General features: G+C 66.8%; 15 protein-coding genes and 1 pseudogene. 10 read left to right on the top strand and 6 right to left on the bottom strand.

The window, feature by feature from the left end:
* The 8 genes from VGF12_RS18460 to fliR form a co-directional block, all read left to right on the top strand.
* Positions 1 to 532: flagellar hook-length control protein FliK (locus VGF12_RS18460; protein ID WP_331177509.1), on the top strand; the 532-nt coding region annotated here is incomplete at its 5' end.
* 136 nt (positions 533 to 668) lie between these two features.
* Positions 669 to 1259, top strand: a complete 591-nt coding sequence (locus VGF12_RS18455; RefSeq protein ID WP_331177508.1) for a flagellar basal body-associated FliL family protein — start codon at positions 669 to 671, stop codon at positions 1257 to 1259.
* Between the two features lie 13 nt (positions 1260 to 1272).
* A complete protein-coding gene (gene fliM, locus VGF12_RS18450; RefSeq protein ID WP_331177507.1) occupies positions 1273 to 2277 on the top strand; it encodes a flagellar motor switch protein FliM in 1005 nt (334 codons plus the stop codon).
* Positions 2267 to 2719: a flagellar motor switch protein FliN gene (gene fliN / locus VGF12_RS18445; protein WP_331177506.1), complete on the top strand. Its 453-nt coding sequence runs from the start codon at positions 2267 to 2269 to the stop codon at positions 2717 to 2719. Before fliM ends, fliN begins: the two co-directional genes overlap by 11 nt.
* 131 nt (positions 2720 to 2850) lie before the next feature.
* Positions 2851 to 3183: a flagellar biosynthetic protein FliO gene (fliO, locus tag VGF12_RS18440; RefSeq protein ID WP_331177505.1), complete on the top strand. Its 333-nt coding sequence runs from the start codon at positions 2851 to 2853 to the stop codon at positions 3181 to 3183.
* A 1-nt stretch (position 3184) separates the two neighbouring features.
* Positions 3185 to 3988, top strand: coding sequence for a flagellar type III secretion system pore protein FliP (fliP, locus tag VGF12_RS18435; protein ID WP_414710139.1), 804 nt, complete (start codon positions 3185 to 3187; stop codon positions 3986 to 3988).
* 4 nt (positions 3989 to 3992) lie between these two features.
* Positions 3993 to 4262 carry a flagellar biosynthesis protein FliQ gene (gene fliQ / locus VGF12_RS18430; RefSeq protein ID WP_331177504.1) on the top strand — a complete coding sequence of 90 codons (270 nt, stop codon included), beginning with the start codon at positions 3993 to 3995 and terminating at the stop codon, positions 4260 to 4262.
* Positions 4263 to 4382: 120 nt separating this feature from the next.
* The gene (gene fliR, locus VGF12_RS18425) at positions 4383 to 5147 is read left to right on the top strand and encodes a flagellar biosynthetic protein FliR (RefSeq protein WP_331177503.1); all 765 of its coding nucleotides are present in this window, start codon (positions 4383 to 4385) and stop codon (positions 5145 to 5147) included.
* A gap of 274 nt (positions 5148 to 5421) precedes the next feature.
* Here the strand turns inward: fliR and VGF12_RS18420 are convergent, their stop codons facing one another.
* The 6 genes from VGF12_RS18420 to VGF12_RS18395 form a co-directional block, all read right to left on the bottom strand.
* Positions 5422 to 6738: an ABC transporter permease gene (locus tag VGF12_RS18420; RefSeq protein WP_331177502.1), complete on the bottom strand. Its 1317-nt coding sequence runs from the start codon at positions 6736 to 6738 to the stop codon at positions 5422 to 5424.
* 1 nt (position 6739) lies between these two features.
* Complete coding sequence (locus VGF12_RS18415) at positions 6740 to 7909, bottom strand: ABC transporter permease (RefSeq protein WP_331177501.1); 1170 nt, start codon at positions 7907 to 7909, stop codon at positions 6740 to 6742.
* Between the two features lie 16 nt (positions 7910 to 7925).
* On the bottom strand, positions 7926 to 8621 hold the full coding sequence (locus VGF12_RS18410; RefSeq protein ID WP_331177500.1) for an ABC transporter ATP-binding protein: 696 nt from the start codon (positions 8619 to 8621) through the stop codon (positions 7926 to 7928).
* 4 nt (positions 8622 to 8625) lie between these two features.
* Complete coding sequence (locus VGF12_RS18405; protein ID WP_331177499.1) at positions 8626 to 9843, bottom strand: efflux RND transporter periplasmic adaptor subunit; 1218 nt, start codon at positions 9841 to 9843, stop codon at positions 8626 to 8628.
* Positions 9844 to 10041: 198 nt separating this feature from the next.
* Entirely contained in the window at positions 10042 to 10701 is a 660-nt protein-coding gene (locus VGF12_RS18400; RefSeq protein ID WP_331177498.1) for a response regulator transcription factor, read from the bottom strand.
* A complete protein-coding gene (locus tag VGF12_RS18395; RefSeq protein WP_331177497.1) occupies positions 10698 to 11858 on the bottom strand; it encodes a hybrid sensor histidine kinase/response regulator in 1161 nt (386 codons plus the stop codon). Before VGF12_RS18395 ends, VGF12_RS18400 begins: the two co-directional genes overlap by 4 nt.
* 201 nt (positions 11859 to 12059) lie before the next feature.
* On the opposite strand from VGF12_RS18395, the gene VGF12_RS18390 reads away from it, so the two are divergent.
* Together VGF12_RS18390 and VGF12_RS18385 are read left to right on the top strand one after the other, a co-directional pair.
* Positions 12060 to 12527, top strand: coding sequence for a hypothetical protein (locus tag VGF12_RS18390; RefSeq protein ID WP_331177496.1), 468 nt, complete (start codon positions 12060 to 12062; stop codon positions 12525 to 12527).
* 52 nt (positions 12528 to 12579) lie between these two features.
* Positions 12580 to 12706 (top strand): annotated as a pseudogene (locus VGF12_RS18385) (response regulator); the annotation flags it as partial.

Below are 12706 nucleotides of genomic sequence, written 5' to 3'. Positions count from 1 at the left end.
CCAACCCACCAGCTTTGCCGCCGTGTTGGCCCAGACCCAGCAAGCACCCCTGGCTGCCGCTGCGCCCGGCACCACGTCGGCTGCCGCAAGCGCCCGCGTCCATGCTGCGCTGCAGAGCGGCGCCTTCGCGCCCGAACTGGGCGCCCGCGTCAGCCTGCTGGCCGTGAACGGCGTGCAGCAGGCCGAGTTGCAACTGAACCCGGCGGACATGGGGCCGGTGGCCGTGCAGATCGTCGTCGACGGTGCCCAGGCCCAGGTGTCCTTCCACGCCGCGCACGCCGAGACGCGGCAGGCACTGCAGCAGAGCCTGCCCGACCTGGCCGCCGCCCTGCAGGGTCAGGGCCTGACGCTGGCCGGCGGTGGCGTCTTCCAGCAGGCCTCGCAGGACACCAAGGATGGCCAGCCTCAGGCCGGCAGCGGCGATGACCGCGGCACCGGCACGGCCCGCGGCGGTACCGGTGGCATGGAGGGAAGCGCCACCGCCGCACCGGCTGCCCGCCGCTCCGTGGGCCTGCTCGACACATTTGCCTGAGGATGAAGCGGAAATAGCCACGCCTGGCCCGAGCTAATCGAGGCTTGCCCGGCAGGGTCCGCGTCAATAATCAGGCGCAAAGGTGCCCAGGGCCTGCCAAGGCCGGCCTGGGCGAAGGACGTCTCAAGGAGTTTTCATGGCGACTGCGCCGGCTGCCGAAACCGCCGCGCCCACCGGGGGCGGCAGCAAAAAGCTGATCATCATCCTGGCCGCCGTGCTCGTGCTGGTGCTGCTGGGCGGCGGTGCGGCACTGATGCTGATGAAAAAGAAGGCCTCGGCCGAGGACGGCGAGGATGGCGAGGCCGTCGAGGCCCCCGTCAAGGCCAAAGCCAAGGCCAAGCCCGACCACCCGCCGACCTTCGTGCCGCTGGATCCGTTCACGGTCAACCTGGCCGACAAGGACGTGGACCGCTTCGCCCAGATCGGTGTGACGCTGGAGGTCGAGGACCCGAAGTTCGCCGACCAGGTCAAGGCCTACATGCCCGCCATCCGCAGCAACGTGCTGATGGTGCTGTCGCACAAGACTGCCGGCGAGCTGCTGACCCGTGAGGGCAAGGAGCAACTTGCCAAGGAAATCATGCGTGAATCGGTGCGCCCCATGGGCATCGAACTCGACGACGAGGACGAGGCCGCCGACGACACGCCGAAGAAGAAAAAGAAGAAGCGCAAGGTTGCCGTCGAAAGCCCGGTGACCCAGGTTCTCTTCTCCAACTTCATCGTCCAGTAGGTCTGGTTCCGCCATGAATCAGCAGATCCTTTCTCAAGACGAAGTCGATGCACTCCTCCAGGGCATCACCGGCGAGAGCCAAAAGCTCGAGCAGGAGGAGGAGCAGGTCGGCGGCATACGCGAGTACAACCTCGCGAGCCAGGAGCGCATCGTTCGTGGGCGCATGCCCACGATGGAGATCATCAACGAACGTTTCGCGCGCAACATCCGCGTCGGCCTGTTCAACTTCATCCGCAAGAGCCCGGAAGTCGCCATCGGCGGCATCAAGGTGCAGAAGTACAGCGCCTTCCTGCGCGAGATCGTCGTCCCGACCAACTTCAACATCGTGTCGGTGAAGCCTCTGCGTGGCAGCGGCCTCATCGTCTGCGACCCGACGCTGGTGTTCGCCGTCATCGACTCCCTCTTCGGTGGCATCGGCAAGTTCCACGCCCGCATCGAGGGCCGCGACTTCTCGCCCACCGAGCAGCGCGTCATCACCCGCATCGTCGAGGTCGTCACGACCGAGTACGCCAAGGCCTGGAAAGGCGTCTACCCGCTTGAGCTGGAGTACCAGCGCTCGGAGATGCAGCCCCAGTTCGCCAACATCGCCACGCCCAGCGAGATCGTCGTGTCGACGTCGTTCACGCTGGAGATCGGCGAGACCAGCGGCACCATCTATTTCTGCATCCCCTACTCGACGCTGGAGCCCATCCGCGATGTGCTGTACTCGACGACGGTGGGTGATTCCTCGGAGCCCGACAGGCGCTGGATCAACCTGCTGAAGACGCAGATCCAGGCCGCCGAGGTGGAACTCGTCGCCGAACTGGGCAGCGCGCCGGCCACCGTCGAGCAACTGCTGGCCTTTAAGCCCGGTGATTTCATCGAGCTGGACCTCGATCCCGTCATCCAGACCAAGGTGGACGGTGTGCCCGTCTTCGATTGCCACTACGGCACGTCCAACGGCCGTTACGCCCTCAAGATCGACAAGATGCTGACCGGCTCGCAGGAGAGCTGGTTGGGAGCCAAACATGAGCCCTGATTCCCCCAGCCAAGAAGAACAGGACGCGATGGCGGCCGAATGGGCTGCGGCCTTGGCCGAGGCCTCGTCCGCTCCCGCCGCCACGGCCACCGAAGTGGTCGCCGAAGTTGCGCCCGAGCAGGTGTCAACGCCCAGCTTCGCCAACTTCACGCCCACGACGGCGGGTGGCCCGGCCGGCGACATCAACATGATTCTGGACATCCCCGTCCAGCTGACCGTGGAACTGGGCCGCACCCGGATCCCGATCAAGAACATCCTACAACTGGCGCAGGGCTCGGTCGTGGAGCTGGACGCTCTGGCCGGCGAGCCCATGGACGTGCTTGTGAACGGCTACCTGATCGCCCAGGGCGAGGTAGTGGTCGTGAACGACAAGTTCGGCATTCGCCTGACTGACATCGTGACACCGTCGGAGCGCATGCGCCGCCTGAGCAAGGCCGCCTGAGCAAGGCCGCCTGAAGGGCCTCCCCGCCGGCCGCGCCGCGCCCGCGGCTGCGGTGGTCTCTGGACAACCGCGGGTTTGTCTCGGCATTTAGGGAGTTCGATGGCGGCAATCCATCCGGAGAATGCCGAGGCATGAATGCCTCCGGTCTGCTCCCCTTCCTCTGGTTCCTCGTCATCATTGCGCTGATCCCGGTCGCGCTATGGCTCCTCAAGCGCTCACCCTACGGGCGCGCACTGGGCGGCTCGGCCACGGCCAGCGTTCTGCGCGTGGTTGCACAGCTGCCCACCGCGCCCAACCAGCGTCTGATGGTCGTGGAGGTCGGCCAGGGCGAGGATCGCCGCTGGCTGGTTCTGGGCGCCACGCCGCAGAACATCACGACGCTGCACGTCATGCCGCCCCAGGCCGAGCCGCCCGCGCCGGCCAGCTTCGCCAAGCTGCTGGGCAAGGAGCGCGGCGATGCCTGAGATGAAGCCCGACGGCTTGGGGCAGCCCGGCGCTCGACCCACCGGGTCCTGCCCTGGAAGAAGGCTGAAGCCCGCGTTGTCAATCGCGCTGGTGCTCGCCGCAGGGGGCGCGCTCGCGCAAGGCCAGACGCCACCGGCCACGCTGCCGCTGCTGGTCGGCCAGGGCGCGGGCGGCAGCTACTCCGTGCCCATCCAGACGCTGCTGTTCTTCACCGCCCTGGGCTTCCTGCCCGCGGTCATCCTGATGATGACGGCCTTCACCCGCATCGTCATCGTGCTGAGCCTGATGCGCCAGGCCCTGGGCACGCAGGCGGCACCGCCCAACCAGGTCATCGTGGGCCTGTCACTGTTCCTGACCTTCTTCGTCATGAGCCCGACGCTGGACAAGGTCTACGCCGAGGCCTGGCAGCCCTATAGCGCCGGTCAGATCCAGTTCGATGAGGCGCTCAAGCGCGCCGAGGTGCCGATGCGCGGCTTCATGCTCAAGCAGACCCGCCAGGCCGACGTGGCCCTGTTCTCGCGCCTGGCCAAGCTGGACAGCAACATCAAGCCCGAGGACGTGCCCTTCAAGGTCCTGGTGCCCGCCTTCGTGACCAGCGAGCTCAAGAGCGCCTTCCAGATCGCCTTCCTGGTCTTCATCCCCTTCCTCGTCATCGACATGATCGTCGGTAGCGTGCTGATGAGCCTGGGCATGATGATGCTGTCGCCCGTCCTCGTCGCCCTGCCCTTCAAGCTGATGCTCTTCGTGCTGGCGGACGGCTGGAACCTGCTGCTCGGATCCCTTGCCGCTTCCTTTGTGACCTGACGATATGGACGCTCAACAAGTCTTCACCTTCGGCCAGCAAGGCCTCTACATGTTGATGCTGGTGGCCGCGCCGGTGCTCATCGTCGTGCTGCTGGTCGGCGTCACGATCAGCATCATCCAGGCGGCGACGCAGATCAACGAGGCGACCCTGTCCTTTGTGCCCAAGGTGATCGCTGCCATCCTGACGCTGCTCATCGCCGGGCCCTGGATGATGACGGAGCTGGTCGAGTACATCCAGCGCACGCTGCAGGCCATTCCCTCCGTCGTGGGCTGAGGATGAGCCCCTTGATCCAGTCCGGCCTCACTGAACGCGGGCCAGCACACCGCCAGCGCGAACCGGCTGCGGAGCGTCCCGGCGCTCTGCGCGCCGTTTCACGCGCCATGGAAGGCTGACATGTTCACGGTCACCGAGGCCCAGTTGCTGGCGTGGTTGAACCCGCTGCTCTGGCCCTTCATCCGCACGCTGGCGCTGTTTGCCGGCATGCCCATCTTCAGCCAGCGCAACGTGCCGCTGCGCCTGCGGGTGGGCCTGGCGCTGTTCATCTCGCTAGCGGCCCAACCCTCGCTGCCGGACATCCCGCCAACGCCGCTGGACTCGCTGCCACTGCTGACGTTGCTGATCGCCCAGCAAATGCTGATCGGCCTGTCCATGGGTTTCGCGGTGCGTGTCGTCTTCGCCGCGCTGGAGTTCGCGGGCGAGATCATCGGCCTGCAGATGGGCTTGAACTTCGCCGGCTTCTTCGACCCCAGCACCGGTTCCCAGGGCACGGCCAGCGGCCGCTTCTTCGGCAGCATGGTGGCGTTCCTGTTCGTTGCGATCAATGGCCACCTGCTGCTGATCAACGCGCTGATCCAGAGCTTCCATGCCTTCCCGGTGGGCGGCGAGCCCTTCGCCTTCCTGCGCTTGGCCTCGCCACAGCAGTGGGGGGCCGAGATCTTCAACATCGGCTTGTGGATCGCGCTGCCGCTGATCACGATGCTGCTGTTCGTCAACCTCGTGCTCGGCGTGATCTCGCGCGTCGCGCCGCAGATCAGCGTCTTCTCGGTCGGCTTCCCGCTGACCGTCAGCGTCGGCCTGATCGGCATGGTTGCGACGCTGCCGCTGATGCAGACGCCGTTCACCGTAGCGCTCGAGCGTTTGCTTGCGGCATTCAGCTGATTTCCAGCTTGTCGGCGCGTGGCGACGCCTGTTGCCATCCCGCTTGCGTGGCAGGGTTGCATCACCGGCATGCGCCGGCGAAGACCGTCACCACGCACAACCGGGGTCAGGCGCACCCGGTGCGCGGGTGCCGAGACCGGAAATGACGGCCCGAGCGCTTCGTTGTCGATAGGCCTTCTGGCAACGGCAAGTCGCTTGCCGACCGGCGCCCGGGTCGCCCCTTATGCCCCAAAGTCGCCCCAAGTCGACCCGAAGCGGACGCCTCGCCCCTGCCTCAGGCTTCCCGCAGCGCGGTCGTCACAGGCAGCGACGCCGCCCGCACCGCCGGGAACAGCCCACCGACGAAACCGATGGCCAGCGCCCACTTGATACCCTCCCACAGCAGGCCTGGCGAGACGGCCAGGTTGAAGCTCAGCTTGCCGACCGAGCCGGCTGCCATCGTCGAGGCCTCGAAGCCGTTGAAGAGAAGCCAGGCCACCGAGCCCCCGATGAGACCACCAATCAGGGCCAGCAGCGTCGTCTCCAGCATCACCGCGACGACCACCGGCAGGCCGCGGAAGCCGATGGCGCGCAGCGTGGCGATTTCGCGCGCCCGTGCCGCCACGGCTGCGAACATCGTGTTCAGCGCGCCGAACACCGCGCCCACGGCCATGATGGAGCCAACCACGATGCCGATGATGCGCAGCACCTTGGTCATCTGCTCGCTCTGCTTCGCGAAGAACTCCAACGTCGTGCTGGCCTTGACCTTGAGCTGAGGGTTGGCCTCGAGGGCCTCGCTGAAGGCCTTGATGGCGGCGGGGCTCTCGAGCTTCACGGTGGCCGAGTTGCGGCCGCTGCCGCGCTTGTAGGTGTCGTTGACAACATTGGCGTCGGCCCAGAGTTCGGACTCCATCGCGTCGCCCGAGGCGAAGATGCCGACGATGGTCCAGGGCTGGTTGCCCAGCCTCAGCGTTGCGCCGACCGTGAGCCCCTCGAACTGCCGCACCGCGCCCTTGCCGACGATGATCTCGCGCAGGCCGGGCTGGAAGGTCCGGCCCTCGACGATCTTGGCGTTGGGCCGCACGAGGAATGCGGCCTCGCTGATGCCGCGCACCTGAGCGCTGCCCGAGTCCCCGGTCTTGCTGCCCTTGATCGGCAGGTTGGCCGCCACGACGGTCTCAGCCGAGACGATGGGCTCGCCCTTGACGTTGCGCGCGATGCCCGGCGTCTGCTCGATCTGCACCAGATCCTCGCGGCTCAGCGAAGATGAGACCTCGTTGGCCGACGCACCGCGCATGACGATCGCGGTGTCGAGCGAGCCCGAGTTGCGCAGCGTCTGCGCATACCCCTCGGCCATGGCCAACAGCGCCACCAGCACGCCCACCACGCCGGCGATGCCGACGACGATGACGGCCGAGGAGCCGATGCGCTGAGTCAGTGTGCTGATGCCCACCGCGGCCACGGAGCGCGTCTGCATGCCACTGCGGAATAGGAACATCCACAGCGCCACCAGAACGGCCAGCGCGAGCGCGCCGTACCAGGGCATGAGCACCCACAGGACCAGCATCAGGACCGTGAGGAGGAAGAGCCCGAAGTTCTTTAGAAATTTCATGTCATGCCCTCCCGGCCAGTGCGTCGGTGATGTTCACGCGCATGGCGCGCAACGCTGGCAAAGCGCCCACGGCCAAGCCGAATAGCAGGGTCAGGCCCACGCCAATCATCCAGCTGATCAGGCCGGCCGCCGGCAGGTTCAGCGCCCCGCCGCTGCCCGCGCTGACGATGGGGCCGATGACGCTGGCCAGGGCCAGGCCGATGACGCCGCCAATCAGCAACAGCAGCATCGACTCGGCCAGCACCATGGCCAGCACGCTTTCGCCCGAGAAGCCCAGCGTCTTGAGCACGGCGATCTCGCCGGTGCGCTCCCGCACGGCCTGCATCATCGTGTTGCCTGCCAGCAGCAGCAGCGTGAAGAAGACGGCCCCCATGATGGAGGTGACGATGAGGTTGATGTCGGCCAGCTGCTTCATCCAGCTGGACATGGCCGCCTGCTCCGTCATCGTGCGCGTCTCGTGATCGGAGTTGGCCGAGATCTCGTCGATGGCCTTGAGCACACGATCGGCCTGGTTCACATCCTTCACTCGCGTCACGTACCAGCCCACCTGGCCCTGGTTCCAGGGCGTGGTGTCGTCGAAGTACTTCCAGTTCAGCAGGAACATCTGATCCCACCAGCCGGCCGTCTTCCGATCGGACACATGGATGACACCGACGATCTTGAACGGCCAGTTCTGGCTGCCGTTGCGGTCCGGAAAGATGGTGGACTGCATGGGTACCTGGTCGCCCACCTTCCAGCCGAACCGGCGAGCCAGGCCCTCACCCACCAATGCCCCATCCTTGGTTTCCGCGAAGGCCTTGCGGTGCTCGGCCGAGACTTCCATCTCCGGATAGATGTCCAGGTAGTTGGGCGCGACGGCGAAGCTGAAGACCTGGTTCTCGGGCTTTTGGTAGGCGCCGCCGAACCAGTTCGCATAGGTGGTGTCCTTCACGCCATCGATCTGCGTGATGCGCGCGCCCAGGGACATCGGCAGCAACTGGATGAAGCTGAGCTTGGCCCCCGTCTGCAGGCGCTGGGCGCCGTTGGCACTCTGGCCCGCCTGCTCGAAACCGACACGCACTGCGTCCAGCAACCCGAACAGCAGGAAGGCCGTGATGATGGACACCAGGGTCAGGAAGGTCCGCCCCTTGCGCCTGAACAGCGCAGCCCAGATCAGGTGGAGGTATTTCATCGCGTCACCTCGCGGCTCAGGCCATCGCTTCGGCAGCCGACGACACCAGCGTGCCCTTGTCCAGATGCAGCGTGTGGCTGGCACGGGCGGCAGCGCGCGGGTCGTGGGTGACCATGACGATGGTCTTGCCATGCTCGCGGTTGAGGGCTTGCAGCAGGGTCAGCACATCCTCGGCCGACTGGCGATCCAGGTCGCCGGTGGGCTCGTCGCAGACCAGCAGCGTCGGATCGGACACGATGGCCCGCGCGATCGACACGCGCTGCTGCTGGCCGCCCGACAGTTCGGTCGGCTTGTGCGAGGCGCGGTCGGCCAGGCCCACGAGCTGCAGCGCGATGGCTGCGCGCTTCCTGCGTTCGCCGGCCGACAGCTTGGTCAGCAGCAACGGCAACTCGACGTTCTTCTGCGCCGACAGGGTGGGCATCAGGTTGTAGAACTGGAACACGAAGCCCACGCGAGAGGCGCGCCATTTCGCGAGCGCGCTGCCCGCGAGCTTGTCGATGCGCTCGCCGCCCACATTGATCGAGCCACCGCTGGGCGCATCCAGCCCGCCCATCAGGTTGAGCAGCGTCGTCTTGCCCGACCCCGACGGGCCCATCAGCGCGAGGAAGTCACCCTGCTGCACGTCGAGGTTGATGCCGTGCAGCACCTCCACTTTCTGCTTGCCGCGGATGTAGACCTTGGACAGGTCGCGAATCTCGATCAATGCGCTCATGCTCTCAGTCCTTGCTCACGATGTTGGAACCCTGCTTCAGCTCGGCCGGCGGCGAGACGATCACGGTCTCGCCCGCCTTCACCCCGCCCGTGGCCAGCTTGAACTTGCCGATATCGGCACCCAGCTGCACCGCGCGCTGCTCGGCGCGTCCGTCGTGGACGACGAACACGGCCGACGCGCCATCACGTTGCACGACGGCATCCGGCGGCACCAGCACGCCCGGCACCGGCTTGGCCTCGGACTTGGGCTTGGTGGCCAGGAAACTCACGCGCACGCCCATGTCGGGCACGACGCGGTCGTCCTTCTTCTCCAGCGCCACGCGCACCTTGACGGTGGCCTTGCCACGGTCGGCACTCGGAATGACGGCAACAACGTGGGCAGGGATCTTCCAGTCCGGGTAGGCGTCGAGCACGGCCTCGCAGGGCATGTCGGCCTTGACCTGGGCGATGTAGGCCTCGTTGACGTCGACGTTCACTTCCAGCGAGTCCATGTCGACGATGGTGCCCACGCCGGTACGCGTGAAGCCGCCGCCCGCCGACAGCGGCGAAATGATCTCGCCCACCTGCGCCGCGCGCGCCGTAACGACCCCGTCGAAAGGCGCGCGCACGGTGGCGTAATCAAAATTGACGCGTGCCTGGCGGGCCTGGGCCTGGGCCGCCTCTATCTGGCGCTGGGCCGCCTCCATCTGAGCGGACACGGTCTTCACGGCCGTGGACGCCTGCTCGCGGGACTGGCGCGTCGTCATGCCGCTGGCGGCCAGTTCGGCCTGGCGTCGCTCGTCGGCCTGGGCCTGCGCGAGCTGGGCGCGCAACTGGCCCAGGTTGGCCTCGGCGGTCCGGATCTGGGCCTCGGCGGCCGCAAGGCCGGCCCTCAACCCAGAGTCGTCCAGCCGCGCAAGCACCTGACCCTTCTTGACCTTGAAGCCTTCATCGATGAGCACTTCGGTCAGCGTGCCGGTCATCTGGGCCGAGACGGTCGCCATGCGGCGCGCCGTCACATAGCCGGTGGCCTGCAGCACCGCATCGGCTGCCGGTCCCTGGCCATTGGCGCGCACGGTGGCCGTCTGCACGGCAATGGCCTTGTTGCCCGCCACGAACCACCAGGCCGCACCGCCAGCCAGGACCAGCACGACCAGACCCGCCGCCGCGCCCAAGACCCACTTGGGCGGGCCGCTGCCCTGGTCCTCACGATGCGCACCGTCGATGCGCAATTCCTTCAGCAATCCGGTATCGATGACATGCCCCTGAAAGTCTCGTTCGCCAGGCCGCCATGGCCCTCGAACGCAACGGCCTCACGGCCACCCACTTGGAACCCGGCGGGCATTGTGCAGTGGCTGCTGCCACAGGGTGTCATCAATCGATGAACGGCAGCCGGGGCTGGCGAATCGACGGCCAGGGCCGATGAACGGCGGCGACGCCGGTCAGCTGGCGACCAGGCCGTTTCGGATGGCGTAGACCGTCAGCTCGGAGTTGTTGGTAAGGCCCAGCTTCTCCAGCACGCGGGCGCGGTAGACGCTGACGGTCTTGGGGCTGAGCATCAGCTCCTCGGCGATGTCCGACAGGCGCTTGCCGGAGGCAATCATCACCAGGGTCTGCAGCTCGCGGTCGGACAGCTTGTGGTGAGCCTGCTCGGTCACGGGCGCGGTCAAGCTCTCGACCAGCATCTGCGCAATCTCCGGCGTCACGTACTTGCGGCCCTGGGCCACCGTGCGCACGGCTTGCACCAGGGTGGCCGGGTCGCCGCCCTTGTTGACGTAGCCGTAGGCACCGGCCTTCAGCGCGCGGATGGCGTACTGGTCTTCGGGGTACATGGAGACGATCAGGGTGCGCACCGGGTTGCCCTCTTCCTTGAGCACATGCAGCACGTCCAGGCCCGAGCGGCCCGGCATGTTGATGTCCAGCACGAGAACGTCGCAGGGTCCGTCCTTGCCCTGAATGCCGCCCAGTTGGTGCAGCAGGCCGCGCAGCTCGGTGTAGTCACCGGCCTCGCCGACGACCTCGATGTCCTGGGCATCGGCCAGGGTGTCGCGGATGCCTCGGCGGATCAGGCCGTGGTCGTCGCAGAGGATGACGCGGATCACAGGCGCCCCCAGATGGAGCGGCTGTCGTCGTCCTTGTCGAAGTCGGTCGCGTCGTCCAGCGCATCGATGGCATCCTGGGCCAACGGCACGGTCAGGATGAGGCTGGTGCCTCCACCCGGCGGGCTGGAAAGGTCCACCCAGCCGCCCACCGTGGCCGCACGCTCGTGCAGGCCGCGGATGCCGAAGGAGCGCTCCTTGGCCAGGTCCTGGGGCCCCATGCCACGGCCGTTGTCGCGTATCTCCAGCGTCAGCACGCCGGAGTCCAGGCTGAGCTCGATGTCGACCCGGGTCGCGAGCGCGTGCTTGGACACGTTCGTCAGCGCCTCCTGGGCGGTGCGGTAGGCCACCAGCGGCACGCCCGGCGGCAGCGCGAGGCGTTCGTCGCCCATGCGCAGGCCGGCCTCGATGCCGGTGCGGCGCTCGAAACGTGCCGTCATCCACTGGAGCGCCGCCACCAAGCCCTGCTCCAGAATGGCTGGGCGCAGGTTGTGCATGATGCGCTGGCTGGCGTCGATAGCGGCGTTGACAGTCTCCAGTGCCGCGCTGACGCGCTGGCGCACTTCGGGCGCCTGGGCATGGCGGTCGATCCAGGCCAGGTCGAACTTGATGGCGGTCAGCGATCCGCCGACGTCGTCATGGATCTCGCGCGCGATGGCCGCCCGCTCCAGCTCGACGCTGGTCTGCAGATGGCCGGCCAGCGCGTGCAGGCGCTGCTTGGATTTGACGAGCTCGTGGTCAGCCGCGATCCGTGCGCGCTCGTTCTCGGCAGCGTCGACGGCGTGCAGCAGGGCCGGCGCCAGGCGATTCAGGTTGTTCTTCAGCAGGTAGTCGGACGCACCATCGCGCATTGCACCGACCGCGATGTCCTCGCCGATCTCGCCCGAGACGAGGATGAAAGGCAGCATCAGCCGCCGCGCCTTCAGCGCCTCCAGCACGTCCAGACCCGAATAGCCCGGCAGGTTGTAGTCGGAAATGATGGCGTCCCAGGGGCGCTCTAGCGCGGCCAGCACTGCGGGCAGGGCGTCCAGCCGCTCCAACTCCACCTTCAGCCCGGCCCGGGCGAGCTGGGCCGCGATGAGTTGATGGTCGAGCTCGGAGTCCTCGACATGCAGCACGCGCAGGACCCGGGAGGCCTGATCCAGACCAGAAATCGTCATGGGGGCGCAGTATGCCGCGCGCCGGGGCCGATGGCTGGCGCCACACTCAACGCGGTTCAGAGCGGTAATACCGCGCGTTCTCCCGACATCTCCTCGTCGACAGGCGCCGAAAAAGGGGTGAACATGCCATGATGCATTTGCCCTGAGAGTATCCACAGGGCTTCGGGAACACAAAAGCAAGCATCCCCTCGCGGAGCCACGATGCAGTCAGAACCTTCCACCGCCGCCGATTTCGATGGAGCCGTGGCCGCCATGCCGCTGCTGGCGGCCGCGGAATTGCAGGATCACCTTTTGACGGTGACGCACGACCTCGAGCGCCTGCAGCGACTGCTGGACGACGCTGGCGAAGCCCTGTCCACGCATTTCTTCAGCGCCTCCAGCCAGGCCATGAGCCTGCTCAGCAGCAGTGACGGCACGCCGGCCTCGGAAGGCCTCAAGCAGATCATGCAGGACATCGCCGGCGCCATCACGGCGCTGCAGTTCCAGGACATGGCCACCCAGCTCATCGCCCACACGAGCCAGCGACTGCGCAACTGCTCGGACCAACTGGCCCGCGACACCTTCGGCATGGACGACGAGGACGGCGCTGCCGTCGTCGAGATCGCGCCGCTGCGTCCCAACCCGGTCACGCAAGACGAGATGGACGCCGGATCCATCGAGCTCTTCTGAATTCCACGCAATCTCAGCCCCCAGGCAACACGTCCCCCTCGGAGAAAACTCAATGCACTCAATCCTCGCTGTCGACGACTCGGCCTCGATGCGCCAGATGGTGGCCTTCACGCTCAAGAACGCCGGCTTCAACGTGGTGGAAGCGGTGGACGGACAAGACGCCTGGGAAAAATCCGGCC

This window comes from Roseateles sp. (assembly GCF_036404855.1).
GTDB lineage: Bacteria > Pseudomonadota > Gammaproteobacteria > Burkholderiales > Burkholderiaceae_C > Pelomonas.
Note: the sequence above shows the minus strand (reverse complement) of the source record. Positions and strands in the feature narration are given on the sequence as shown.